The organism is Stenotrophomonas sp. FBCC-B152 (assembly GCF_059134105.1).
Genome location: NZ_CP101442.1, coordinates 4,468,650 through 4,493,611, shown reverse-complemented (window position 1 = coordinate 4,493,611; position 24,962 = coordinate 4,468,650). Strand labels below are relative to the sequence as shown.

Sequence of the window (24,962 nt, the reverse complement as noted above, 5' to 3'; positions counted from 1 at the left end):
GTGAAACCATGAGTACCTATCCCTTGAATGCAGCTCCTTCCCGCCGCCCGCGCCTGCTCGATGCAGCGGGCCTGCGCCGGGCAATGCGCGATGCGGTGATCAAACTGTCGCCGCGCCACCTGGTGCACAGCCCGGTGATGGCGGTGGTGATGGTGGGCACGCTGGTGAGCCTGCTGGTCACGCTCACCGGCAACGCACCGCTGGGCTTCGGCCTGACGGTGACCGCGATCCTGTTGTTGACCGTGCTGTTCGGCAACTTCGCCGAAGCGGTGGCCGAAGCGCGCGGCCGTGGCCAGGCCGCCTCGCTGCGGCGTGCCCGCCAGGACCTGAGCGCGCGCCGGCTGGCCGCCGCCCATGCCGGGGCCAGCGAAACCCAGGTGCCTGCGGCCGAGCTGCGCCCGGGCGACCATGTGATCGTCAGTGCCGGCGAACTGGTGCCGGCCGATGGCGAGATCGTGCAGGGCCTGGCGACCATCAACGAAGCGGCGGTGACCGGTGAATCGGCGCCGGTGCTGCGTGAAGCCGGTACCGACCGCAGCGGCGTGATCGGCGGCACCAAGGTACTGTCGGACCAGATCATCGTGAAGATCACCGCCGAGCCGGGCCACAGCTTCCTGGACCGGATGATCGCGCTGGTGGAAGGCGCCAACCGGCAGAAGACCCCGAACGAAGTGGCGCTGACCCTGCTGCTGGCGGCGATGACGCTGACCTTCCTGGTGGTGGTGGCGACGCTGCCGGCCATTGGTGCCTTCGTTGGCGTGAAGGTGGACCCGCTGCTGCTGATCGCGCTGCTGGTGTGCCTGATTCCAACCACCATCGGCGGGCTGCTGCCGGCCATCGGCATTGCCGGCATGAACCGTGCGCTGGCCGCCAACATCCTGGCCAAGTCCGGCAAGGCGGTGGAAGTGGCTGGCGACGTGGATGTGCTGCTGCTGGACAAGACCGGCACCATCACCCACGGCGACCGCCAGGCGACCCACTTCCATGCATTGGCGGGCATTGAAGCCTCGCAGCTGCGCGAAGCGGCGCTGCTGTCGTCGCTGGCCGACCCGACCCCGGAAGGCAAGTCGGTGGTGCGGCTGGCACGCGAACAGGGCTGCACCACGAGCGAACCTGACAAGGCGGAGTACTTCGCCTTCAGCGCACAGACCCGGATGTCCGGCGTGGACCTGGACGGCGGCCGGCGCATCCGCAAGGGCGCGGCCGATGCGATCACCGCGTACGTGCGCGAGCTGGGCGGCACCGTGCCGGCCGAGCTGGCCGGGCGGGTGGAACAGGTGGCGCGCAACGGCGCCACCCCGCTGGTGGTGTGCGAAGGCCGCCACGTGCTGGGCGTGATCGAGCTGAGTGACGTGGTCAAGCACGGCATGCGCGAGAAGTTCGCGCAGCTGCGCGCGATGGGCATCCGCACGGTGATGATCACCGGTGACAACCCGCTCACCGCCGCGGCGATTGCGGCCGAGGCTGGCGTGGACGACTACATCGCCGAAGCGCGCCCGGAAGACAAGCTGGCCCGCATCCGCGCCGAACAGGCCGGTGGGCGGCTGGTGGCGATGGTGGGCGATGGCACCAACGATGCCCCCGCGCTGGCCCAGGCCGACATCGGCCTGGCGATGAACTCGGGCACGCAGGCGGCAAAGGAGGCCGGCAACATGGTGGACCTGGATTCGGACCCGACCAAGCTGCTGGCGGTGGTGGAAGTGGGCAAGCAGCAGCTGATCACGCGCGGCGCGCTGACCACGTTCTCGCTGGCCAACGACGTCTCCAAGTACTTCGCGATCCTGCCGGCGTTGTTTGCCGCCACCCTGCCGGCCCTGGCCACGTTGAACGTGATGCACCTGTCCAGCCCGCGCAACGCGGTGCTGGCGGCGCTGATCTTCAATGCGTTGGTGATTCCGGCGCTGATTCCACTGGCGCTGCGCGGCGTGCGCTTCCGCCCGGCCACGGCCACCGCGCTGCTGCGCCGGAACATGCTGGTGTACGGGCTGGGCGGCGTGCTGCTGCCGTTCGCCGCCATCAAGCTGATCGACCTCCTCCTCTTCTCGGTATTTGGCGCATGAACCGCTCCGCTGCTGCTTCGTTGTCCCGCCCGGCGCGCAACCGCGCCGCCCTCTCTGTTTCCCTGCAACAGCAGGGCGCGCTGCGCCCGGCGATCGGGCTGGGCGTGGCCAGCCTGCTGGTACTGGGCCTGGCCTATGCTGTGGCCGCCACCGGGATCAGCGGCGCGCTGTTCCCGGCCCAGGCCCAGGGCAGCCTGCTGCTGCAGCACGGCCAGGTCCGCGGCTCGCAACTGGTGGCGCAGCCGTTCGTGGGCGATGGCTACTTCCAGGCGCGCCCCTCGGCGGCCAGCTACGACCCGATGGCCGCGGCCGGCAGCAACCTGGCGCGCAGCAACCCGGCCCTGCAGGACCGCGTGGCCGAAGCCACCCATGCGGTGGCGGTGCGCGAAGGCATTGCCGTGGCTGATGTGCCGGGCGATCTGGTCACCCAGTCCGGCGCCGGCATGGACCCGGAGCTGTCGCCGGCCGCCGCTGCGGTGCAGGTGAAGCGCGTGGCGGGCAATCGCGGCCTCAGCGTGGAACAGGTGCAGGCGCTGGTGCAGGCGCATACGCAGGGCCCACAGTGGGGCGTGTTCGGCCAGCCCCGGGTGAACGTGATGACGTTGAACATGGCACTGGATGACAGCCGACCGGTGCACAATCCCTCCCCATGACCGACTCCCGCACCCGACAGGCCGACGCACTGGTGGAAAGCCTGCAGCGCGAGGCCGGCGGCAAGCTCACCGTGTTCCTGGGCGCCGCCCCCGGCGTGGGCAAGACCTACAGCATGCTCGGCCGCGCGCAGGAGCAGCTGCGCCGCGGCGTGGACGTGGTGGTGGGGCTGGTGGAAACGCACGGCCGCGCCGAGACATCGGCGCTGCTGGACGGCCTGCCGCAGGTGCCGCTGCTGCAGCGCGAGTACCAGCAGCATGCCCTGCAGGAAATGGACCTGGATGCGGTGCTGGCGCGCCGGCCGGCGCTGGTGCTGGTGGACGAGCTGGCCCACCGCAACGTGCCGGGCAGCCGCCACGAGCGGCGCTGGCAGGATGTGGTGGAGCTGCTGGACGCCGGCATCGACGTCTGGACCACCCTCAACATCCAGCACCTGGAAAGCCTCAACGATGTGGTGATGCGGATCACCGGGGTGCGGGTCAGCGAGACCGTGCCCGATGCGGTACTGGACCGCCTGCACGACATCGTGCTGGTGGACCTGCCGCCGCGCGAACTGATCGAGCGCCTGCAGCAGGGCAAGGTGTACGTGCCCGAGCAGGCGGCGCAGGCGCTGCAGGCGTTCTTCTCGCCCGCCAACCTGACCGCGCTGCGTGAACTGGCGATGCAGGAAGCGGCCGACCGGGTCGACAACAGCCTGCGCGAGACCCGCGCCGCGCGCGGCGAAGGCAACCTGCCGCTGCGCCGACGGGTGCTGGTGGCGATCGACGGCGGCGGCCAGAGCGAGTACCTGGTACGCGTGGGCCGGCGCATTGCCGAGCGCCGCGATGCGCCGTGGACGGTGGTGACCGTGCAGCGCCGCCGCGAAGACGACAGCACCCGCCGCGAGATCGACGCGGCCTTCGCGCTGGCGCGGCGGCTGGGCGGCGAGGCCGAGCTGCTGCATGGGCCCAGCATTGCCGATGCCCTGCTCGACCACGCCGCGCACAACAGCGTGTCCACCCTGGTGCTGGGCCGCACCCGCGAGCGCCCGTTCGCACGCATGCTCAACCGCACGCTGACCCAGCAGCTGATCCAGCGCGGCGCGCACTTTGAAATCACCATCATCGGCACCCCGCAGGCGCGCGCGCGTGCGCGCCGCCATGGGCTGTCGATGCCCACGCTGAGCACCGGCCGCGACACCGTGCTGGCACTGGTGGCCACTGCGCTGGCCTGCCTGGTGGCGCTGGTGGCCGAGCGCTGGGTGGGGCTGTACGACCTGTCGATGGTGTTCATCGTGGCGGTGGTGGTGGTGGCCGCGCGCAGCCGCACCAGCGCGGCGGTGATGGCCGCAGCGCTGTGTTTCCTCGCCTATAACTTCTTCTTCATCGCCCCGCGCTTCACCTTCGCGATCAGCGCGCGGCAGGGCGTAATCACCGTATTCCTGTTCCTGGTGGCGGCACTGGTGGCCGGGCGGCTGGCCTCGCGCCTGCGCATGCAGGTGGTGGCGCTGCGTGCGGCCAACCGGCACGCCAACGCGCGCCAGGTGCTGGGCGGGCAGCTGACCCGCGCGGCCAGCAACGAAGAGGTGGCGCAGGCCGGGCGCGAAGCGCTGGAACAGGCACTGGATGCACCGGCGTGGCTGCGCATCGGCGCCGATACCAGCACCAGCGGCAGCGCCGCGCCGGGCGACACCGACCTGGCCGCCGCCGACTGGGCGCACCGCCACGGCCAGCCCAGCGGCCGCTTCACCGATACGCTGGCCGGTGCGGAATGGTGGTTCCTGCCCCTGCTGGATGGCGACGAGCGCAGCATCGGCGTGGCCGGCATGCGCTTCCCGCGCAGCGCGCCGCGCCTGACCCCGGAACAGCGCCAGCTGGCCGAAGCGATGGTGGATGACATCGCGCAGGCCGCGCTGCGCACGCGGCTGGTGGCCGACCTGGAAAAGGCGCACGTGAGCAACGAGACCGAGCGGCTGCGTTCGGCGCTGCTGTCGTCGGTCTCGCACGACCTGCGCTCGCCGCTGGCGGCGATGATCGGCTCGGCCGACAGCCTGTCCAACTATGCCGAGGCAATGGACGCCAGCGACCGCCGTGCGCTGCTGGATACCATCCTGGTGGAAGGCGAGCGGCTGGACCGCTACATCCAGAACCTGCTGGACATGACCCGGCTGGGCCACGAGGGGCTGCAGATCAACCGCGACTGGATCGGCGTGGACGAGCTGGTCGGCTCGGCCGCGCGCCGCCTGCAGCGTTACCAGCCCGACGTGCGCCTGCAGCTGGATATTCCCAGCACGCTGGGCCCGATCTGGGTGCACCCGGCGCTGGTGGAACAGGCGGTATTCAACGTGATGGAGAACGCGGCGAAGTTCTCCCCGCCCGGCGCGGCGGTGGAAGTGCAGGCACGGCTGGTGGAGGGCGAGCTGCGCATCGACGTGCTGGATGCCGGCCCCGGCATCCCCGATGACGAACGCGCGCGCATCTTCGACATGTTCTACAGCGTGGAGCGTGGCGACCGCGGCCGGCACGGCACCGGGCTGGGCCTGACCATCTGCCAGGGCATGATCGGCGCGCATGGCGGCACCGTGCAGGCACTGCCGGGCCGTGATGGACGCGGTACCCTGATCCGCATCACGCTCCCCCTGCTGCAACCCCACCCTGCCGATGACCCCGACGATTCCTGACCCTTCCCATGGCGTGCCGCCTGCGCGCGTGCTGGTGATCGACGATGAAGCGCAGATCCGCCGCTTCCTCGACATCAGCCTGCGCGCGCAGGGTTACCGGGTGCTGCAGGCTGCCAGCGGGCAGGCCGGGCTGGAGCAGCTGGTGGGCGAAGGCGCGGACCTGGTGATCCTGGATATCGGCCTGCCGGACATGGAAGGCCACGAGGTGCTGGCCGAGCTGCGCCAGTGGAGCCAGGTGCCCGTGATCATGCTGACCGTGCGCGCCAGCGAAACCGAGAAGGTGCTGGCGCTGGACAACGGTGCCAACGACTACGTGACCAAGCCGTTCGGCACCCAGGAGCTGATGGCGCGGGTGCGTGCGCTGCTGCGCACGCGCACGGTTTCGGCCGATGGGGTGCTGCCGCATTTCGACGACGGCCACCTGCATATCGACCTGGTGCGCCGCGAGGTGCACCTGGACGGCGCGCCGGTGGCGCTGACCCGCAAGGAATATGCGTTGCTGTCGCTGCTGCTGCGCAACGCGGGCCGGGTGGTGACCCAGCCCCAGATCCTGGCCGAGATCTGGGGCCCCACCCACCAGCACGACACCCACTACCTGCGCATCCTGGTGGGCAAGCTGCGCCACAAGCTGGGCGATTCCGCGCTGGATTCGCGTTACCTGTTCACCGAACCCGGCGTGGGTTTGCGGTTCAAAGGCTAAAAGCCAAGTTCCACGCCCGGCAGCAGCGGCTGCAGCTGGTCGCGGAACAGGGCCTTGATGCGCTCCAGCGCAGCCTCGTCGTTGCCTTCGAAACGCAGCACCAGCACCGGGGTGGTGTTGGAGGCGCGCAGCAGGCCCCAACCATCCGGGAAATCCGCACGCAGGCCATCGATGGTGGACAGGCGCGCGCCGGCGAACGGCGAATCCTCCACCTGCGCGGCCGACACGAACAGCGACACCAGCGCATGCGGGGTACCCGATTCCACCGGCACCTTCAGCTCCGGGGTGGACACGCTGTCGGGCAGCTCATCGAGCACTTCGGACGGGGTCTCATCGCGCTGGGCCAGGATTTCCAACAGGCGCGAGGCGGCATACAAGCCATCATCGAAGCCGAACCAGCGCTCCTTGAAGAAGAAGTGCCCGCTCATTTCACCGGCCAGTTCGGCATCGGTTTCGCGCATCTTGGCCTTGATCAGCGAATGCCCGGTCTTCCACATCATTGGGCTGCCGCCGTTGCGCAGCACGTAATCGGACAGCTTGCCGCTGCACTTCACGTCGTAGATCACCAGCGCGCCGGGATTGCGTTGCAGCACATCGGCCGCGAACAGCATCAGCAGGCGATCGGCGTAAATGATCCTGCCTTCGCGGGTGACCACGCCCAGGCGGTCGCCATCGCCATCGAAGGCCAGGCCGATATCCGCATCGAAGCGCTTCACGGTCTGGATGAGGTCTTCCAGGTTGGCCGGGTCGCTCGGGTCGGGGTGGTGGTTGGGGAAGGTGCCATCCACATCGCAGTACAGCGGAATGACTTCGGCGCCAATGGCTTCCAGCAGCGGCTGGGCCAGTTCGCCGGCCACGCCGTTGCCGGCATCGGCCACCACCTTGATCGGGCGGTCCAGCTGCACGTCATCGGCAATGCGCTGGATGTAATCGGCGTTGACGTCGCGCTGCTGCAGGCTGCCCGGTTCGGCGGCCACGTGCAGCTGGCCATCGCGGATGCGCTGGTACAGCTCGGTGATGGCATCGCCGGAGAGGGTCTCGCCGCCGACGACGATCTTGAAGCCGTTGTAGTCCGGCGGGTTGTGGCTGCCGGTGACCGCAACGCAGCTGCCGGCACGCAGGTGGTAACTGGCGAAGTACACCACCGGGGTGGGTGCCAGGCCGATGTCGGTGACATCGCAACCGGCGCGGCGCAGGCCTTCGATCAGGCTGGCGCTCAGTTCCGGGCCGGACAGGCGGCCATCGCGGCCCACCACGATGTCGCGCAGCCCCTGCACCTGCAGCACCGAGCCGATGGCCTCGCCAATCAGCACCGCTACCTGCGGGGTGAGCTCGCGACCGATGACACCGCGGATGTCGTAGGCACGGAAGATGCCTTCCGGCACCTCATGGCCGGGGCCGGTGGGCAGCGGCGGCGGGGCCACGCCCGAACCGGCCGCCAGGGCCGGCTCCAGCAGCGGGTCCTGTACCAGGCTTTCGCGCAGGGTCGGGCCGTGGTCGGCCTCGCTGGCGGCGGCACGGCGGCGGGGCATGGGCACGCGGCCCTTGCCGAACTGCAGCATGCCGGCGATGGCCAGCAGCAGCACCGCCACGATGATGGACGGAATGGCGCCCAGGCCCAGCGGGCCCGGTTCGATATCCGGCACGGCGGCGGCCAGGCGCAGGCCGCTCTTGCCGATCGGCCGGGCCAGGCCTTCCGCGCTCTGGGAGAGGCTGCTGTCGCCCTGTTCGATGATGTTGTGGGTGCCCTGGCGCAGCGCCAGGTAGCCCGCGGACGGCACGCGCACCTGGTCGAAGGTGCCGGTCAGGCGCAGCAGCGGCTGGCGCACGTAGATCACCGCCGGGCCCGTGGTGCCCAGCTGCACCGGAACCGCAAGGCCCAGACGCTGGCCACCGGCGTCGCGCACCACGCGCGCCACCACGGTATCGCCGGCAATGGCGGCTTCCAGCAGGCCCAGGCGGGCGTACCCGAAGGCCTTGGGATCGGCGTAGGCCTGGTCCAGGTCGGCGGTGAGCACCTGCACGTCTTCCGTGCCCGGCCAGCCTTCACGCACGGCCAGCGCGGTGGCATCGGCATCGCCGGCGGCCAGCGCGGTACTGACCCGCTCGCTCTTCACCAGGGTGCCCAGCTGGGTGCTCTGCCCCTTGAGGGCGGCGTCCACGCCCTGCACAATCTGGTCGCGGGACTGTTCCAGCGCCTGCCCTACCGAGGCCTGCCGCCATTGCCGCACCCCGCTCCAGGCAAACCATGCCGCCAGCAGGGTCAGCAACCCCACCAACAACAGCCCGTTACGCTTGCTTGTCAATCGTGGCTGTCCTTCCGCCGTTGCCTTGCTCATTGATGTTCCCCCTGTCAGCGCACCCCGGTATGGCCGAATCCACCCGTTCCCCTGGCGCTGTCGGTGAAAGTATCCACTACCTGCAGGCCCACGCGTGCAATCGGCAGCACAACCAACTGTGCAATACGGTCACCCGGTTGCAGCGTGAAGGCCTCGCGGCCGCGGTTCCAGGCGCTGATCAGCAGCGGGCCCTGGTAATCGGCATCGATCAGGCCGGTGCCGTTGCCCAGCACGATGCCGTGGCGGTGGCCCAGCCCGGAGCGCGGCAGCACGACCGCGCACAGGTTCGGATCTTCGATATGGATGGCGATACCGCTGGGAATCAGCGCCGTATCCCCCGGCTGCAGGGTGAGCTCGGTTTCCAGCGCGGCGCGCAGGTCCATGCCGGCGCTGGCTTCGGTGGCATAGGCCGGCAGGGGCCAGCTATCGCCGAAGCGGGGATCGAGCAGCTTCACCTGCAGCGCGTGCAGGGACGGGGCTTGGGTCATGCGTGCAACCTCTGGGCAATCAGGGACAACAGTTGTTCGGCCAGCAGCGCCTTGGTGGTACCGGGGAACACCTGTTCCCCACCCTGCCAATAGGCGGTTGCTGCATTCTCATCGCTTTCGAAGCCGCCGTTTGTGATGCCCACCTGATTGGCGATCACCAGGTCCAGCCGCTTGTCGACCAGCTTGCCGCGCGCGTACTTCTCCACATCGTGGGTTTCGGCGGCAAAGCCGACCACCAGCTTCAGCGCGTTGGTCTGCTGGGCCACCTCGGCCAGGATGTCCTGGGTGCGCACCAGCTCCAGCGTGAGGGTCTGGGTGCCGGCGGTCTTCTTCAGCTTCTGCGGGGCCACCTGGCGGGGGGTGTAATCGGAGACGGCGGCGGCGCCTATATAGATGTCGGCCGGCAGCGCATCCAGCACGGCGCTGCGCATCTGCGCGGCCGAGCGCACGTCCACCCGCTGCACCCCGGCCGGGGTGGCCAGGTGCACCGGGCCACTGACCAGCACCACCTGCGCGCCCTGGCGCACGGCGGCGGCGGCCAGCGCGTAGCCCATCTTGCCGCTGCTGCGGTTGCCCACGTAGCGCACCGGGTCCAGGTCTTCATAGGTGGGGCCGGCGCTGATCACCACGCGCAGGCCTTTCAGCTCCTGCGTGGCTTCGGGCGCGTCGGCCGGGCCCTGCAGGGCAGCCAGCGCGGCCACGATGGCGTGCGGTTCGGTCAGGCGGCCGGGGCCGGATTCGCCTTCGGCCAGCGGGCCGTCTTCCGGGCCGACCACCTGCGCGCCGCGTTCGCGCAGCAGGCTGATGTTGGCCTGGGTGGCCGGGTGCAGCCACATGCGGTGGTTCATGGCCGGGCACACGGTGAGCGGCGCGGTGGTGGCCAGGCACAGGGTGGTGACCAGGTCATCGGCATGGCCGTTGGCCAGCCGGGCCAGCAGGTCGGCCGTGGCCGGGGCGACGATGATGCGGTCGGCCCAGCGGGCCAGCTCGATATGGCCCATGGCCTGTTCGGCCGCGCTATCCCACAGGGTGGTGCGGGTGGGCTGGCCGGACAGGGCCTGGAAGCTCAGCGGGGTGACGAACTGCTGGGCCCCGGCGGTCATGGCAACCTGCACCTGGGCCCCGGCGTCGCGCAGGCGGCGCACCAGTTCCAGCGACTTGTAGGCCGCGATGCCGCCACCCACGCACAACAACAGCTTCTGGCCTGCCAGCGGGCGCGCCTGCGCCGGGGAAGCCTGGGGGGAGTCAGCCACCTGCGAATTTCCTGTCGAACTGAGGCGATTAGCTTACCCGATGGGGTGTGCGGGGCTGATGCCCCAGGGGCATAAGGAGTGGGTTTTTGGTCATGAAGGCCTGGCGCGTGTCGCTCTCGGCGGCGGCCGGGCTACCCCACGCCATCGTTTCACCCCGCCCTGCCTGGGTTCCATCGGCAGCAGTGTTGATTCGTCGCAGCGCGGATGCAGACGACAGGGGATCAGCCCAGTATGGCGCGGACCAGATCCATCCACCCGCAAGGAACGCGCCATGACACCTGCACTCCCCAGACTATTCTCTGCCTTGTTCCTGCTGATGGCGTCGGCCGGGGCCGCTCCGCCGCCTGCGCCGAGCGATGCCTGCAGCCTTGCCCACCAACCGCTGACCGGCACGCTGGTTCAGATGCCCTTCGAGAGCGTCGATGGACGCATCTATGTGCAGGCGCGCGTCAACGGGCGTGAACCCTATCGGTTCGCCGTGGATACCGGGGCCAGCGGCATCGGCCGCGCTGACATGCGCCTGGTGTCGGCGCTCGGCCTGTCCCTGCACGGGGAGACCACCACGTCGGACGGCGTCTCCAAGGCCCGGGTGGAAACGGCGCGAATCGAAGCGCTGCAACTGGGTGAGTTGGTACATCGCGACGTGGAAGTGATCGCCCGCGACTACAATGCGCGCAATGCGCCAGAAGCTGCGTTCGACGGGATTCTCGCGCGCGACTTCTTTGCCGATGGCCTGCTGCGGATCGACTATCCGAACAGGATGCTGACTTTCTCGCGGACAGAGCAGCTGGGCGCCTCCTCAGCCAATGCGCTGCCCTATACGCGCGCCTTCCGCATACCGGTAACGGTAGATGGGCACCCCTTCGTTGCCCAGCTGGATACTGGCGCCAACATCGGCTTCGTATTGCCGCAGACTGTATTCGAGCAGGTATCCGACCAGCCCCTCGGCGAGTCGGTCCGCTCGCAGCTGACCAATGGACAGCTGGAAAGCTGGCGCGCCGTGGTGAACGGACCGATCCGGGTAGGACAGGTGAGCCATGCCCAGATGGAGGTGCGCGTATCGCCGAAGTATCCCGAGCTTCTGGTAGGTGCCCATGCACTACAGGACGCGGTGGTGATGATCGACTCGCGCAGCCAGGTCGTAGCGGTATGCCGTTGAGCGAAAGGCCGCCCGCAGGGCGGCACGCTGACCCGCCAAACGGGTGACCACCTTGGCGTAGGGTACAAGGGGGGACAGCGGACGACTTGACAACTTGTCCAGTCCGCGACGCGATGGGATTGTTAGCATTCATTGCAATGAATCAATGAATGCCAACTTCCTGTGCCGAACTCGACGTCCCCTGTTGTGCTGGATTCCCACGTTTCCTGCGACGATGCCTTCGCTGACATCGAACGACGCGTTCGTGCCGGCGTGCATCCCGACCGCATCCGGTTGCGACATAACGAGCGCGCCCTGTACTGGGTGTGCAACAACAGCATGCTGGACCATGACGGTCCGGACGAGGCCACGATTGCGCGGCGCATCGAGGCGCACCTGGCGCTGATCTCCCTGCTGCTGGCGGCGGGGGCAGACCCCAACAAGGCGGCCGGCCGTGGTGCCACGCCCCTTTCGATTACCTGCCGGGACTTCATCTTCAGCCCGGCCGCGTGGGCGGTGGAAAAACTGCGGCGGCTCCTCGCCGCCGGCGCGAACCCGCGCCTGACCAAGGATTCGCCGATCTGTACCGTGCTCGGCCTGCGCGAGATGCGCGGCGAAGTCTGGAACTCCGCGTTTGATGCAGATGCGGATCCGGCGGAGATGGGCTGCATCTTCGACGCCGTCGACGCGCTGCTGCAGGCCGGTGCCAGCATTGAAGCCATGGACCACCGGCAGATGTACACACCGGTGTTGATCGGCGCGTACCTGGGCAGTGTGCCGCTGCTGCGGTTCCTGGCAGAGCGCTGCGCCAACGTGCACGTAGTCAATCCCGCCGGTTCCACTGCGCTGATGTATGCGGCCGGCGACGTGGACGGGCTGAAGGCCAGCCGCGGCGGCATCTCAACCACATGGCACCGGATGGGCGACCCGGTGGCCGTTACCCGGCTGTTGATCGAATGGGGCCTGGACCCGGCCGCTGCCAACGAGCGCGGCCGCACGCCGCTCACGCTGGCGTTGAACGCCGGCAATGTTGACGTGGCGGCCGTGGTGGCCGAAGCGCTTGCCGAGCAGGGCAAGCTGCTGAAAACGGATGTACGACGCTTCAAGGGCACGGAGTTCGAGGCCCAGGTAGCGGCACTGGCCACCAGCCGCCGCACCAGCAAGACTCCCAGGAAGCAGACCAAGCCGGAAGGTGCCGCGCAGGCCGCGTCGTGGGACCGCGCGCGCCAGGAGATGAACCACCCTGATGCATGGCAGCGCCCTGCGTGGTTCTGCGCCTATAACAAGGCACTGTTCGAACACCTGGCCAGCGGCAGCCACCCGGCCATTCCGGTAAACCTGCTGTACGCCGATTACACCGACGCGCTACGCACGCTTCGCCTGTCGAAGACCAAAGACTGGATCAGCCGCAGCGGGGTGGTGACGGTGCAGCCGGACATCGTGACCTGGGGGAGCCTGCGTATCAGCTACGCGCAGCTTGATGCAGATGACCTGGTCTGCAGAGAGGAGGTCGTCATGCCGATGTCGCCGGAGCAGCAGCCCGGCATCGATGCCGTGGCGGAAGCGGTGGGGGGCATGACTTCCCGCTATTTCAAGTTGCCCGCCTGATCCTTCCAGCGGGCGGGAAGCATTGATCGAAGCCGGCGATCTGCTTGAACTGCGACGCCACTGCGAGCCTGTTGTCGCTGCCTACCCGCTCAACTACGCCAGTACCGACATCGGGTGTATTCGATCCATAGATACTTCCAAAACTGAGACGAGCTATTCAACTTCAGCCGTTTTCCGGCCATAGACTTCGCACCCTCAAGGTTCAACGCAGAATCGACGCGGGAGCAGGAGATGCAGACAGTCAAGAGCAAATGGCTTGCGTACACCGTCCTCATCGGACTTTTCCCTATCTTCTCCAGGTTCCTTGTCTGGTTGGTGACCAAGGAAGGAAGCATCGAGCCCTTTGTGCCGCAGGACTTCATCGCATTTGGACTCGTTCTGCTCATTTCCAATATCAATGAGATGGAACACCTTGTCGCAGCTGACAGGTCGTGGAAGACAGCGCAGAACGGAATATCGGCCTGCTTGATCGCCGTTCATGGCGTTCTTCTCTGCCTGACCTTGATTGGAGGCGACGCGGTTGACCGGCAGGCAATCATGTACTGCGTGGCGATCATCGCCCTCGCGTCGCTTGGCTTCAGCTACACGCTGTTCACTCGCATCTCAAAGATTGGCCTGACTCGCCAGGAGAACGTTCCATGACAGAAATCCTCGTCGCCTCAACCGTAGTGATTGCCCTCGTTGCGCTCGGCTTTGCTGCGTGGAGCATGGTACAGACGCACAAAGAAGTTCAGCGGCGGAAAGCACGGAATTCTGAGGACTAAGCCACGCGTCTGCTCTTTCTCACACAGCTGCGCGGCGGTTCCCTATGCCTGCTCGCCTGCGTCTCACCTGACACTGGCCGAATGGCAATCAAACATTGGCACGAGCACGATCGTCCGCGAGAAAAGTTGCTCAGGCTGGGGCCCGAGGCCCTCTCCGACTCGGAGCTGTTGGCCCTGTTCATCGGCAGCGGCTGTAACGGGCTGGACGCGGTGCAGTGTGCACGCCGCCTGCTCAAAGACCATGGCCCGCTGCGCAGGCTCATGGACATGGATGCCAGCAAGCTGAGGAAGCTGCCTGCCCTCGGCCCGGCGCGCGCCTGCAAGCTGGTTGCCGCACTGGAGCTGGCCAGCCGCCATCTGCTGGCCGACCTGGAGCGCGGCGACAGCATCTGCGATCCCGGCTCGGCCGGGCGCTACTTCAAGCTGCGGTTGCGCGCGCGACCGCAGGAGGTGTTCGCCGCGCTGTTCATGGACACCCGCAACCGCACCCTGGCGTATGAGGAGTTGTTCACCGGCACCATCGACACGGCCACCGTGTACCCGCGAGAGGTGGTGCGGCGAGCGCTGCTGCACAACGCGGCGGCCGTCATCGTCAGCCACAACCACCCGTCCGGCCGGGCCGAGCCATCACCCTCCGACCGGGAGATCACCTATCAGCTCTTTGAAGCCCTGGCGCTGGTCGGGGTCCGGCTGGTGGACCATGTCGTGGTGGGCGACGGCCCGCCGGTCTCCATGGCCGAACGGGGCTGGCTCAAGCGCGACCCGTTCGCCCGCACCTGAACGGCCCGGTCATCCCATTTCCCCTGCCCCCAAGGCCTCCCGCCCCACCCCACGCCCGGCTTCCCACCCCCGCTGTGCCCCGGTTCAATGGATCGGGGCGGCTTCTGGGCTAAAATTGCCGATTCCGCCGCTCCAGTCTCAAAGCAGGCCCTGTGAAAAATCTCCTCCGCGCCCTGATCAGCCAAGGCATCGAAGCCTTGCGCGCCAACGGCACTCTGCCGGCCGATACCCTGACCCCGGAATTCGTGGTGGAACGCCCGAAGACCCGTGAACACGGTGATTTCGCCACCAATGCCGCCATGCTGCTGGCCAAGCCGGCGCGCAGCAACCCGCGCGCCCTGGCCCAGGCGCTGCTGGATGCGCTGCCCAAGAGCGACGATGTGCTGCGCGTGGAAATCGCCGGCCCGGGCTTCATCAATTTCCACCTGGCCCCCAGCGCGTACCAGCGTGAAGCGGCCGGCGTGCTCAAGGAAGGCGCCGATTACGGCCACAACCTGAGCGGCAACGGCCGTACCGTGGGCGTGGAGTACGTGTCGGCCAACCCGACCGGCCCGCTGCACGTGGGCCACGGCCGCGCGGCCGCCATCGGCGACTGCCTGGCGCGCCTGCTGGACGTGAACGGCTGGAACGCCAAGCGCGAGTTCTATTACAACGACGCCGGCGTGCAGATCGAAAACCTTGCCCTGTCCACCCAGGCGCGCGCCAAGGGCATCAAGCCCGACGACGCCGGCTGGCCGGAAGGCGGCTACCGCGGGGACTACATCGAAGACGTGGCCAAGGCCTACCTGGCCGGCGCCACCGTGGAGCTGGAAGGCCATTCGGTGGTGGGCGAGCGCGACCCGGACAACCTGGATGCGATCCGCCGCTTCGCCGTGGCCTACCTGCGCAACGAGCAGAACCAGGACCTGGCCGCGTTCGGGGTGGATTTCGACATCTACTTCCTGGAGAGCTCGCTCTACAAGGATGGCAAGGTCGAAGAGACCGTGGCCCAGCTCAAGGCGGCCGGCCACACCTATGAGGAAGGCGGCGCGCTGTGGCTGCGCTCCACCGACTTCGGTGACGACAAGGACCGCGTGATGCGCAAGTCCGACGGCACCTACACCTACTTCCTGCCTGACGTGGCCTACCACCTGAGCAAGTGGCAGCGCGGCTATGAGCGCGCGATCACCGAGCTGGGCGCGGACCACCACGGTTCGCTGGCACGCGTGCGCGCCGGCCTGCAGGCGCTGGACGTGGGCATTCCCAAGGGCTGGCCGGAATACGTGCTGCACCAGATGGTGACGGTGATGCGCGGCGGGGAGGAAGTGAAGCTGTCCAAGCGTGCCGGCAGCTACCTGACCCTGCGCGACCTGATCGAGGAAGCCGGCCGCGATGCGACCCGCTGGTTCCTGATCGCGCGCAAGCCCGATTCGCAGCTGACCTTCGATATCGACCTGGCCCGCCAGCAAAGCAATGACAACCCGGTGTTCTACGTGCAGTATGCGCACGCCCGCGTGTGCAGCCTGCTGCGCCAGGCACAGGAAAAGGGTCTGTCGTACACCCCGGCCGAAGGCCTGACCGGGCTGGCATCGCTGAACGACGAACCTTCGCTGTGGCTGATGGTGGAAATGTCGCGCTTCCCGGAAGTGGTGGAAGCGGCCGGCATTGCCCTGGAACCGCACCTGATCGCGCAGTACCTGCGTGAATTGGCGCACGCCTTCCACACGTGGTATCACGGCACGCAGGTGCTGGTGGCTGACGATGCCGAGCGCAATGCCAAGCTGACGCTGGCCTGCGCGGCACGCCAGGTGCTGGCCAATGGTCTGAACGTCCTGGGCGTTTCCGCCCCGGAAAAAATGTAAGCAGTGGAGAAGTAGTAAATGGCAGCACGACGCGGCAAGACCCAGGCGCGACGCAACACCAGCCAAGGCACGCCGGGATGGGTGTGGCTGGTGGCCGGTGTGGCGATTGCGGCCGTGGTGTTCCTGGCGGCACCGAACCTGTTCAAGAACGATGGCGACGGCTTCCTGCGGGTAGGCCCGCAGCCGGACCCGAACGCGCAGCCGGCCCCGGTCAGCGACGCGGACACCGACGTGGGCGCTGAACTGCCCAAGCCGGGTGCTGCCACCAAGCCTGCCGAACCGGCCAAGCCGGCCGCCACGCAGTACGACTTCTACACCCTGCTTCCGGGCAAGGAAGTGGAGATGTCGGATGCGGAGCTGGCCGCCAGCGCGCGCGCCGAAGACCAGCGCCGGGCCAAGGCCGAAGCGCAGCGCGCGCAGGCCGCGCTGGAAGGCCGCCCGGTACCGGCAGCGGTGCCGGCGCCGACCACGGCGGCGGCTACTGCCGCCACCACTGCACCGGCCCCATTGCCGGCGCCGGTCGCCGAGCGCCCGGCAGCCGCGGCGGCACAACCGAAGCCGGTTGCGGCTGCGGCTGCGCCCAAGCCCGAAGCCACCGCTGCGGCAGCTCCGGCTACAGCGGCGGCCGAGCCGGCCAACAACGTGCGTTACATCCTGCAGGCCGGCGCCTTCGGGGCGTCGGGCGATGCCGAAGCCACCAAGGCCAAGCTGGCCATGATCGGCCTGGCGGCACGGGTGGAATCGGCGCAGATCAACGGCAAGACCGTGTACCGCGTGCGCATGGGCCCGTACGGCACCGCCGGCGAGCTGGCCGAAGCCAAGCAGAAGCTGGACGGCACCGGATTGCAGGCGATGGCGATCAAGGCGCAGTAAACCAAGCAGGATCGCCCCATTGGCCTTCGAGCCCGTAGCTTCACCTATTTGGCCTTGAGCCTTGAAAAAGCCCCGCACTGCGGGGCTTTTTCTTTGGGCAGCCGAATGCGGCATGCTGGCGCCTCCACATTCCGGGAAGCGCTCATGGGCACGTCTGAAGGCAACAACCACCGCATCGACAACATCGAGTTCAACGTGTCCGACATCGCCCGCAGCAAGGCGTTCTACGGCGAGGTGTTCGGTTGGACCTTCACCGATTACGGCCCGGGCTACACCGAATTCAACGACGGCCGCCTGCGCGGTGGCTTCACCACCGATGGGCCGGTACGGGCTGGCGGACCGCTGGTGATCCTGTACGCCGATGACCTGGAGGCTACGCAGGCGCGGGTGGAAACGGCCGGTGCAGCCATTTCCACCCCGGCCTTCGACTTCCCGGGCGGGCGCCGTTTCCATTTCCGCGACCCCGATGGGTACGAGCTCGCGGTATGGACGGCGGCCTGATCAGTCGCGCGCGACCTGGAAGCCGGCAAACGACTGGCTGACCGGCATCAGTTCAAGGCGGTTGATGTTCAGGTGCGCCGGCAGGTTGGCCACCCAGAAGATCTGCTCGGCGATGTCCTCGGCGGTCATCGGGTTGGCGCCGGTGTAGAGCGTGTCCGAGGCGGCCTGGTTGCCGTGGGTGCGCACCAGGGTGAATTCGGTTTCGGCCATGCCCGGTTCAATGGTGGTCACGCGCACGCCGGTGCCGTGCAGGTCCGAGCGCAGGCCCAGCGAGAACTGGCTGACGAACGCCTTGGTGCCGCCGTAGGCGTTGCCGCCCGGGTACGGGTACACGCCGGCCACCGAGCTGATGTTGATGATGGCGCCCTTGCGCGCCACCAGCTGCGGCAGCAGGCGGTGGGTGAGCGTGACCAGCGCGGTGACGTTGGTGTCGATCATGGTGCGCCAGTCTTCCAGCGAGGCGCTCTGGGCCGGGGCAGTGCCCTGGGCCAGGCCGGCGTTGTTGACCAGCAGGTCGATGTCGGCGAAGCCCGCCGGCAGTGCGGCCAGGGCCGCTTCCATGGCGGCGATGTCGCGCACATCGAACACTGCCGCATGCACGCGCTCGGGGCCGTAGGCATCGACCAGCGGCTGCAGCCGTTCTGCACGGCGCCCGGTGGCGATGACGCGCCAACCGGCCTGGGCGAAACGATGGACGGCGGCGGCGCCAAAGCCGGAAGTGGCGCCGGTAATCAGAGCGGTACGGGTCATCGGGGGTCTCCGTGGGATTCCCGACCATTTTCGCACCCTGCGCCGCGCTGTGTTGGCGGGCGCTGGCGGAATCAGCGGATGCGGAACACCCGGGCCTTGGGCAGGTCTTCATCCACCTGCAGGAACCAGCGCCCGGCGATGCCCGGCACCACCACGATGGGCGGGTTGCTGCGGCTGGCCTTGAGCTTCATCTCGCCCTTGAGTACCTGCCACTGCTGGCCGTTGTCGAGGGTGAACACAGTGCCCGGCTGCCAGCCATCCACCTGGCCGGTGACGCTGGCATGGATGGGGCCATCGTCCAGGCCGGGGAACATCGGGGCCGGGGTGGGCGCGCCGGGCAGCGGCGCCGGGACTGCCGCAGCGGCAACCGGGGCCGGGGCCGGGGCGCGGGCGTCGGCCTCGCGCAGCAGGCGGTTCAGGGTCTGCAGCTGGGCGGGGGTGAGCCCCACGTCGGCCAGCTGCTGCGGGTCCACGCGCTGTTCAATCGCCACATACGGGGCCTGGGCCGACGCCGTTACGGCCAGCCAGACCATGCCCACACCCGCCAGAACCTGCCACCTGCGCATTGCCTGCTCCACTGCCTGTTGATGCCTGAGGAGCGCACTGTGCTTCACTTTCATGGCAGCCAGATGACAGGCCGGACAGGCCCTGTGCAGGGCCCGGCGGCCGGGTGGGGGTAAAATGGCGGCCAGCCACGCAGCCGCGTCGGCGGTATTGGACGTCTCATGATCAACAACGATGTACTGCGCAGCATCCGTTACATGCTCGACCTGAGCGACGGAAAGATTGCGGAAATCTGTGCCCTGGCCGACCCGGCATTCGTGGTGGACAAGGCCGATGTGCCCGGTTGGCTGCGCAAGGAAGACGAGGAAGGGTTCGTGGCCTGCGATGACCGCACGCTGGCGCACTTCCTGGACGGGCTGATCGTGCAGTTCCGCGGCCGCGATGAAAGCCAGCCGCTGCGCCCGGTGGAAAAGCGCATCACCAACAACCTGGTGCTGAAGAAGCTGCGGGTGGCCTTCGAGCTGAAGGATGTGGATATGCACGCGATCTTCGAGAGCGCGGGGTTCCCGGTGTCGAAGCCGGAGCTGTCGGCGTTGTTCCGGCAGCCGGATCACAAGAATTTCCGCGCGTGCGGCGATCAGCTGCTGCGTAATTTCCTTAAGGGTTTGACGCTGCGCGTTCGCGGGGCATGAGGGGGAGCCACGCAGGGCGTGGCTCTACCTGCCGTTAGAAGCTTGTCTGGATCGCGAATTCCACGCGGGAGCCGGCGTTGCTGCCGAACAGGCGCTTGGCGGCGCGGTCGGTGTCGTGCGCGGTCAGGCGCAGCTCCCACGGGCCGTGCACCTTCCAGATGGCGCTGAGCTGGCCGTGCAGGTAATCGTCGGCGTAGGCGCTGTCGAGCCAGTACTGGCCCACCGCGCCTTCGATGCGCCACTGCTCACCCAACGGCAGGCGTGCGCCCAGCTGGGCGTACGTGCCGGTGCGGCCGCTGGCCAGGGCATCGTCGGATACTCCGACACTCACCCAGTAGCGCTCCTTCCAGGTCAACGTGCTGTTGAGCTCGGTCCAGTCCAGGTCCACATCGGTGGACGGGTACAGGTAATGGGTGAGGTTGACGTCCAGCGCCCAGTCCGGTGCCAGCGCGCCGCTCCAGCCGGCGACGATGTCGAATTCGCTGCGTGCACCGGCATCCGGTTCGAACGACACGCCCGAGCCCCACACCGAGGCATACCAACCCGATTCGCTGCTGAGTTTGACCCCGGCCTGCACGGTGGGATCTTCCATCGTCTGCGAACTGCCGCGCCAGACGTAATCGGAGGTCAGCGTGGCATTACCGTCCACGCCCGCCAGCGCCGAACCGCTGAGCGCCAGGCCAAGAACCATTCCGCTCACCCGGCGCACTGCGCGCCCTTTCTGCTGCTTTGCCACCACGTCCACCCTTGCTGAAAACGGCCGCGCCGTTGAAGCGCACAGTGTGGTGAGCACGCCCGTAAAGGCGCCATGCGGCGCGGCGGCGTGGCGCGCAAATTCGGCGTAAAAGCTGCCTACGAGACCTTCAGGCCGCCCGCGCTATCATGGCGGCCCTGACTGACCTGCAGCGAGAATGGCGTGGACGCGATCCTGACCCCGGTATCTATTGGCGAGCTGATCGACAAGATCACCATCCTGGAAATCAAGGCCGAACGCATCACCGATGCGGGCAAGGTCGCCAACGTGCGTACCGAACTGGATGGGCTGCTGCCGCTGTGGCAGGAACAGCTGGCGGCGCAGCCGGGGCTGGAGGCGCTGAAGACCCAGCTCAAGGCCATCAACGTGCGGATGTGGGACATCCAGGACCAGCTGCGCGACAAGGAAGCGGCGCAGGTGTTCGATGATCAGTTCATCCAGCTGGCGCGCGGGGTGTATGGCACCAATGGCGAGCGGGTGAAGGTGAAGAACGAGATCAACCGCATTGCCGGGTCACAGCTGGTGGAAGAGAAGCAGTACCAGGGGGAGTGATCGGCGCCAGCCACGCAGGGCGTGGCTCTACCGCGCGAATCTCGTAGAGCCACGCCCTGCGTGGCTGGATCCCTCAACGGGCGGTAGCGGCCAAAAACCGTTCGCGATCCTGCTGGGTGCGCCGGCGGATTTCCGCCAGCGCTTCATTCTCGGTAGCTTCCAGCATCGATTCGAACAGCCGCTGGAAGTGATTGCGCATTGCCGTGCGCGCCGCGCCCGGGTCACGCAGGCGCAGGCCATCGAGGATGGCGGTGTGTTCGTCGTTGCGGGTGTCGCCGTCGTTGTGGCACACGTTGGCATACACCTGGCGCACCCGCGGCAACTCGTTGCGCATGCGCCAGATCAGCTGCACGCAGTGCTCCACCACCGGGTTGCCGGCGATGCGTGCAATGGCCAGGTGGAACTGGCGGTCGGCCTCGCTGGCCGCCGCCTCGCTCGAGGCCGGGTCGGTCATGGCCGCAATCAGCCCTTCCAGCATTTCCACTTCCGCATCGGTGATGCGGCTGGCGGCCATGGCCGCCGCCTCGGCTTCGATCACCGCACGGGCGGCGGTGAGGTCGAACGCCGATACATCCGGCAGCGCGCCAGGGGCGGCCGCCGGACGTGCCTTCACGTACACGCCCGAACCGGTCTTGATGGTGATCAGGCCCTGCGCCTCCAGGGCGATTTCCGCTTCACGCACGGTCACCCGGCTCACCCCCAGCCGTTCGGCCAGGTCGCGTTCGCCGGGCAGGCGCGAGCCGGGCGGGAATTCGCCCTTCTCGATCAGCGCGACGATTTCAGCGGCAATGGACTGGTAAAGGCGGGGTTCGGACATCTTCAAGGCCTGGCTGTACGGTGGCTGGGAACCGGAGTTGCGCTTAGAAACGGTAGCGTACCCCCAGATAATACCGCCGGCCGTAGGTGGTGTACTCGCGGAAGCTGCCCAGGATGGGCATATCCGACACCCGCGGCTCGTCCGTGAGGTTGCTGGCCGACAGCGAGACCGACAGGTGCTTGTTCACCTTGTAGGTGGCGCGGAAGTCCAGCGAGCCATTGTCGCGCACGTAGCGGTTCTGCGCCGGGTCGCCGACGAACTGCTGGTAGTAATCGGAGCGGTACTTGTAGATGGCCTGCAGGTCCAGCTTGCCCAGGCCCCAGTACACCTGCGCCGAGGCCACGTGCTTGGACAGGCCGAAGATGTTGGCCGGCTCCACGATGCCCGGGGTGAAGATGCCGGTGCTCGGGTCGGTGGACTCGCCCAGGCGCAGGTCTTCGGTCTTGAAGTTGGAATGGGCGTAGTTGTAGCTGGCCTTCACGCCCAGCCCGGCGAAGATGCCCGGCAGGTACGAGAAGCTGTGCGAGCCCGTAAGCTCGAAGCCGATCAGGTCGCTCTTCTGGTCGCTGGTGGCCAACTGCTCCACCGGCACGGTGACGCTCACCCCGTCGATGTCGAAGTTCTCGCCCACCACCACCGGCACCGAACCGCCGTTGAACTGCTTGTAGTACACGGCAGTGGACAGCATGGAATCGGCGTTGGCGTACCACTCCAGCGAGACATCGGCATTCCACGACATCAGCGGGGTGGCGCGCGGGTTGCCGGTGGCAGTGATGTTGCCCAGCGCATCGGCGACGCTGCCGAACTCGGTATCCACCTCGTCCAGGTTGAAGCTGCGGCCGTAACCGAGCGCGGCCAGGTCCGGGCGCGACATCGCGCGGTAGGCGCCCACGCGCAGCAGCAGGTCCGGGCGCAGTTCGAAGGCGGCGTTGAAGCTGGGCAGCCATTCGTTGTTGCTGGACTTGAGCACCTGCCGGGTGAAATCGCCGGTGGGCCGCAGGGTCACGGTGCCGTCGGGGTTGTTGACCACGTCCAGCCCGCTGCGCAGGCCCATTGAACGCACGTCGGTGTGCACCCAGCGCACGCCGATGTTGCCGGTGACCGGCACGCCGAACCACTCGCTGCTGTAGTCGCCCATCAGGTAGATGGCGCTGGTTTTCTCAGTCACATCGTTGTTGGCCGGATCGCGCAGGTCCGCGCTGAGGCCGGTGTCGTCCACGCCGGTGAAGGCCTTGAACAGGCAGCGGCTGTCGAAGGTGGCCCACTGGTCGATGGTGTTGCCGCTGGCGTTGGCCAGGAAATCATCCTGCGGGAAGGCTTGGCGGCAGGCCTGGTTGGCGGCGCGGATCGCGGCGACATTGGTGGTGGTGACATCCACGGTGTCGGTGAAGTCGGTGTAGGTGGCTTCCGAACGGCGCAGGCCACCCTTGAGCGCGGTGAAGAAGCCGCTTTCCGGGGTGAACGCCGCATCGAAGCGGCCGGCGCGGATGGTGTGTTCGCGGTCCTGCTGGCGGCGGCGAACCAGGGCCGAATCGGTGAAGTTGTCCGGGTTGTTCACGTCGAACGCCGGATCGAGGTAGATGCTGGGCACATCGCCGCTGTAGTCGTAGGTGTAATCGACATAGCGGGTGTTCTTGATGCCGGCCACCGGGTTGCCGTTGACGTCGGTACGCCCGGCGCGCAGGCGGGTGGAGCGCTCGATCTGCGAACGCTGCGTATTGGAGTAGGACAGATCCGTGGAGAACATCCACGCCGCGCTGGGCCGCACGATCACGTTGAACCCACCGCCGGTGTATTCCTCCTTGCGTTCAAGGAAATTACCGGTGGAATCGATGGTGGTGCTGCCGGTGTGGCTGAGCAGCGCGCCATCGTCGCTGACCACGCGGTTGTTGAGGTTGCGCATCATCGACGACAACGTCAGGTCCGAACGGTCTTCGGTGTAGTCGCGCTTGGAGTGCTGGTAATCCAGGTTCACTTCCACCGCGTCGTTGGGCCGCCACTGCAGCGCGCCGAACTGCGAATCGCGCTTGTCGTGTTCGATGAACTGGCGGTACAGGCGGCTGCCGGGCACCAGGTAGTACGGCACGCCGTTGGCCACGTCGTTGCCGTTGATCTGGGTGCAGTTGCGGGTGGCGCCGACCACTTCGCGGCCATCGCAGGCGGCCCAGGTGGTGCTGCTGGAGAACATTTCCTCCGGGTTGCTGCCTTCCAGCGCCTGCAGCCCGACCGAGACGCCGAGCTTGCCGCCGCCGCTGAAATCGAACTGGTCGATGTAGCTGGCGGTACCGCGCCAGCCCACGCCGTCGCCGTCCTTGAGGCGGTCGTCGTATTCCTGCCAGGTGCCGCGCCCGTCCAGCTGGAAGGTGCGCTTGCCGTATTCGAGCGGCTTGACGGTTTCCATGTTGACGGTGCCGGCGGTGCCGCCTTCGACGAAGTCGGCGCGCTGGGTCTTGTAGATGGCCACGGTGTTGATCAGCTCCGAGGGGAACTGGTTGAAGTTCACCGAGCGGTCGCCGCTGCCGTTGGTGGCCTCGCGGCCATTGAAGGTGGACGAGCCCAGGAACGGGCCCAGGCCACGGATGGAGATTTCAGAGGCCCCCCCCTTCTCGCGGTGGGTGGAGGCGCCGGTGATGGTCTCGATGGCTTCGCCGATGGACAGCGCCGGCAGGTCGCCGATGTCTTCGGCCGAGAGCACATCGGACACCACGGTCTCGTCGCGCTTCTTGTCGATCGAGGTCTGGATGGTGCCGCGGGTGCCGGTCACCTGCACCTGGTCCAGGGTGGTGGCCTGCGCCGGCGCGGGGGCCGGGGCGGCGTCCTGTGCATGGGCCAGCGGCAGGGCCGCAGTGGCGCACAGGGCATAGAACAGCGCGCTGTGCAGCGCGGTGTGGCGGAGGCCTCGTGGCGAGGCCGTACGGCGGTCATGCAACATCGTGATCTCCCTCCCAGGATGGATCGTCCGAATACACGGATTCGATCCGGAAGATTCACGGTTGAAGGACCAATGTCAATGAATTGGTACTAAAGTCTACCCCGGTGATCCACCTAGACCAGTTTCAGCCAACTTTATGTGCGGATGCAGCAGATGTTTGCGCAAGTGGCTTACCAGCTGCGGCTAAAGTGGTATGTGATTGCGGTTGACGTCGTTGCGGTCGAGGCTGTTACCATCCGGACTCGCGTTGGGGTCTACGGTGATCTGGGAGGGTTAACCTGTGGCACAGCAACAAGATGTGGGTGT

The 24,962-nt window shown here is 67.5% G+C and carries 21 protein-coding genes; 13 read left to right on the top strand and 8 right to left on the bottom strand.

What is annotated here, in order from left to right; genetic code table 11:
- Positions 1-8: 8 nt before the first annotated feature.
- Genes kdpB through NMB40_RS20340 form a run of 4 tightly spaced genes read left to right on the top strand, consistent with a single transcriptional unit; the run spans position 9 to position 6,070 of the window.
- A complete protein-coding gene (gene kdpB, locus NMB40_RS20355; RefSeq protein ID WP_494359667.1) occupies positions 9-2,060 on the top strand; it encodes a potassium-transporting ATPase subunit KdpB in 2,052 nt (683 codons plus the stop codon).
- Entirely contained in the window at positions 2,057-2,713 is a 657-nt protein-coding gene (gene kdpC / locus NMB40_RS20350; protein WP_494359666.1) for a potassium-transporting ATPase subunit KdpC, read from the top strand. Before kdpB ends, kdpC begins: the two co-directional genes overlap by 4 nt.
- Positions 2,710-5,370 carry an ATP-binding protein gene (locus NMB40_RS20345; RefSeq protein WP_494359665.1) on the top strand — a complete coding sequence of 887 codons (2,661 nt, stop codon included), beginning with the start codon at positions 2,710-2,712 and terminating at the stop codon, positions 5,368-5,370. The genes kdpC and NMB40_RS20345 overlap by 4 nt, the downstream gene beginning before the upstream one ends.
- Positions 5,351-6,070, top strand: a complete 720-nt coding sequence (locus NMB40_RS20340) for a response regulator transcription factor (protein ID WP_494359664.1) — start codon at positions 5,351-5,353, stop codon at positions 6,068-6,070. The genes NMB40_RS20345 and NMB40_RS20340 overlap by 20 nt, the downstream gene beginning before the upstream one ends.
- On the opposite strand, the gene NMB40_RS20335 is transcribed toward NMB40_RS20340, so the two are convergent.
- Genes NMB40_RS20335 through coaBC form a run of 3 tightly spaced genes read right to left on the bottom strand, consistent with a single transcriptional unit; the run spans position 6,067 to position 10,150 of the window.
- The gene (locus tag NMB40_RS20335) at positions 6,067-8,409 is read right to left on the bottom strand and encodes a phosphomannomutase/phosphoglucomutase (RefSeq protein WP_494359663.1); all 2,343 of its coding nucleotides are present in this window, start codon (positions 8,407-8,409) and stop codon (positions 6,067-6,069) included. The genes NMB40_RS20340 and NMB40_RS20335 overlap by 4 nt on opposite strands.
- Before the next feature lie 14 nt (positions 8,410-8,423).
- The gene (gene dut / locus NMB40_RS20330) at positions 8,424-8,897 is read right to left on the bottom strand and encodes a dUTP diphosphatase (protein ID WP_448141803.1); all 474 of its coding nucleotides are present in this window, start codon (positions 8,895-8,897) and stop codon (positions 8,424-8,426) included.
- On the bottom strand, positions 8,894-10,150 hold the full coding sequence (gene coaBC / locus NMB40_RS20325) for a bifunctional phosphopantothenoylcysteine decarboxylase/phosphopantothenate--cysteine ligase CoaBC (protein WP_282245367.1): 1,257 nt from the start codon (positions 10,148-10,150) through the stop codon (positions 8,894-8,896). The genes dut and coaBC overlap by 4 nt, the downstream gene beginning before the upstream one ends.
- 271 nt (positions 10,151-10,421) lie before the next feature.
- Between coaBC and NMB40_RS20320 the strand changes: the two genes are divergently transcribed.
- The 7 genes from NMB40_RS20320 to NMB40_RS20290 all read left to right on the top strand — a co-directional run bounded on the left by NMB40_RS20320 (position 10,422) and on the right by NMB40_RS20290 (position 17,655).
- Complete coding sequence (locus NMB40_RS20320; RefSeq protein ID WP_494359662.1) at positions 10,422-11,309, top strand: aspartyl protease family protein; 888 nt, start codon at positions 10,422-10,424, stop codon at positions 11,307-11,309.
- 186 nt (positions 11,310-11,495) lie between these two features.
- On the top strand, positions 11,496-12,896 hold the full coding sequence (locus NMB40_RS20315; RefSeq protein WP_494359661.1) for an ankyrin repeat domain-containing protein: 1,401 nt from the start codon (positions 11,496-11,498) through the stop codon (positions 12,894-12,896).
- Positions 12,897-13,127: 231 nt separating this feature from the next.
- On the top strand, positions 13,128-13,538 hold the full coding sequence (locus NMB40_RS20310; RefSeq protein WP_494359660.1) for a hypothetical protein: 411 nt from the start codon (positions 13,128-13,130) through the stop codon (positions 13,536-13,538).
- 203 nt (positions 13,539-13,741) lie between these two features.
- Positions 13,742-14,440: a RadC family protein gene (radC, locus tag NMB40_RS20305; protein ID WP_494359659.1), complete on the top strand. Its 699-nt coding sequence runs from the start codon at positions 13,742-13,744 to the stop codon at positions 14,438-14,440.
- Between the two features lie 152 nt (positions 14,441-14,592).
- Positions 14,593-16,281, top strand: a complete 1,689-nt coding sequence (argS, locus tag NMB40_RS20300) for an arginine--tRNA ligase (protein WP_494359658.1) — start codon at positions 14,593-14,595, stop codon at positions 16,279-16,281.
- Between the two features lie 18 nt (positions 16,282-16,299).
- Positions 16,300-17,154, top strand: a complete 855-nt coding sequence (locus NMB40_RS20295; protein WP_282245373.1) for an SPOR domain-containing protein — start codon at positions 16,300-16,302, stop codon at positions 17,152-17,154.
- Positions 17,155-17,298: 144 nt separating this feature from the next.
- Positions 17,299-17,655: a VOC family protein gene (locus NMB40_RS20290; protein ID WP_494359657.1), complete on the top strand. Its 357-nt coding sequence runs from the start codon at positions 17,299-17,301 to the stop codon at positions 17,653-17,655.
- On the opposite strand, the gene NMB40_RS20285 is transcribed toward NMB40_RS20290, so the two are convergent.
- On the bottom strand, positions 17,656-18,405 hold the full coding sequence (locus tag NMB40_RS20285) for an SDR family NAD(P)-dependent oxidoreductase (protein WP_494359656.1): 750 nt from the start codon (positions 18,403-18,405) through the stop codon (positions 17,656-17,658).
- A gap of 71 nt (positions 18,406-18,476) precedes the next feature.
- Positions 18,477-18,971, bottom strand: coding sequence for a hypothetical protein (locus tag NMB40_RS20280; RefSeq protein WP_448141790.1), 495 nt, complete (start codon positions 18,969-18,971; stop codon positions 18,477-18,479).
- Positions 18,972-19,130: 159 nt separating this feature from the next.
- Between NMB40_RS20280 and NMB40_RS20275 the strand changes: the two genes are divergently transcribed.
- Complete coding sequence (locus tag NMB40_RS20275; RefSeq protein WP_448141789.1) at positions 19,131-19,601, top strand: YehS family protein; 471 nt, start codon at positions 19,131-19,133, stop codon at positions 19,599-19,601.
- Positions 19,602-19,635: 34 nt separating this feature from the next.
- Here the strand turns inward: NMB40_RS20275 and NMB40_RS20270 are convergent, their stop codons facing one another.
- Positions 19,636-20,292: a TorF family putative porin gene (locus tag NMB40_RS20270; RefSeq protein WP_494359655.1), complete on the bottom strand. Its 657-nt coding sequence runs from the start codon at positions 20,290-20,292 to the stop codon at positions 19,636-19,638.
- 225 nt (positions 20,293-20,517) lie between these two features.
- Here NMB40_RS20270 and NMB40_RS20265 point away from each other — a divergent pair, with 225 nt between their 5' ends.
- A complete protein-coding gene (locus NMB40_RS20265; protein WP_093534974.1) occupies positions 20,518-20,907 on the top strand; it encodes a DUF6165 family protein in 390 nt (129 codons plus the stop codon).
- A 73-nt stretch (positions 20,908-20,980) separates the two neighbouring features.
- On the opposite strand, the gene NMB40_RS20260 is transcribed toward NMB40_RS20265, so the two are convergent.
- Positions 20,981-21,724 carry a FadR/GntR family transcriptional regulator gene (locus NMB40_RS20260; RefSeq protein WP_068854509.1) on the bottom strand — a complete coding sequence of 248 codons (744 nt, stop codon included), beginning with the start codon at positions 21,722-21,724 and terminating at the stop codon, positions 20,981-20,983.
- Positions 21,725-21,767: 43 nt separating this feature from the next.
- A complete protein-coding gene (locus tag NMB40_RS20255) occupies positions 21,768-24,656 on the bottom strand; it encodes a TonB-dependent receptor (protein ID WP_494359654.1) in 2,889 nt (962 codons plus the stop codon).
- Positions 24,657-24,962: the final 306 nt, after the last annotated feature.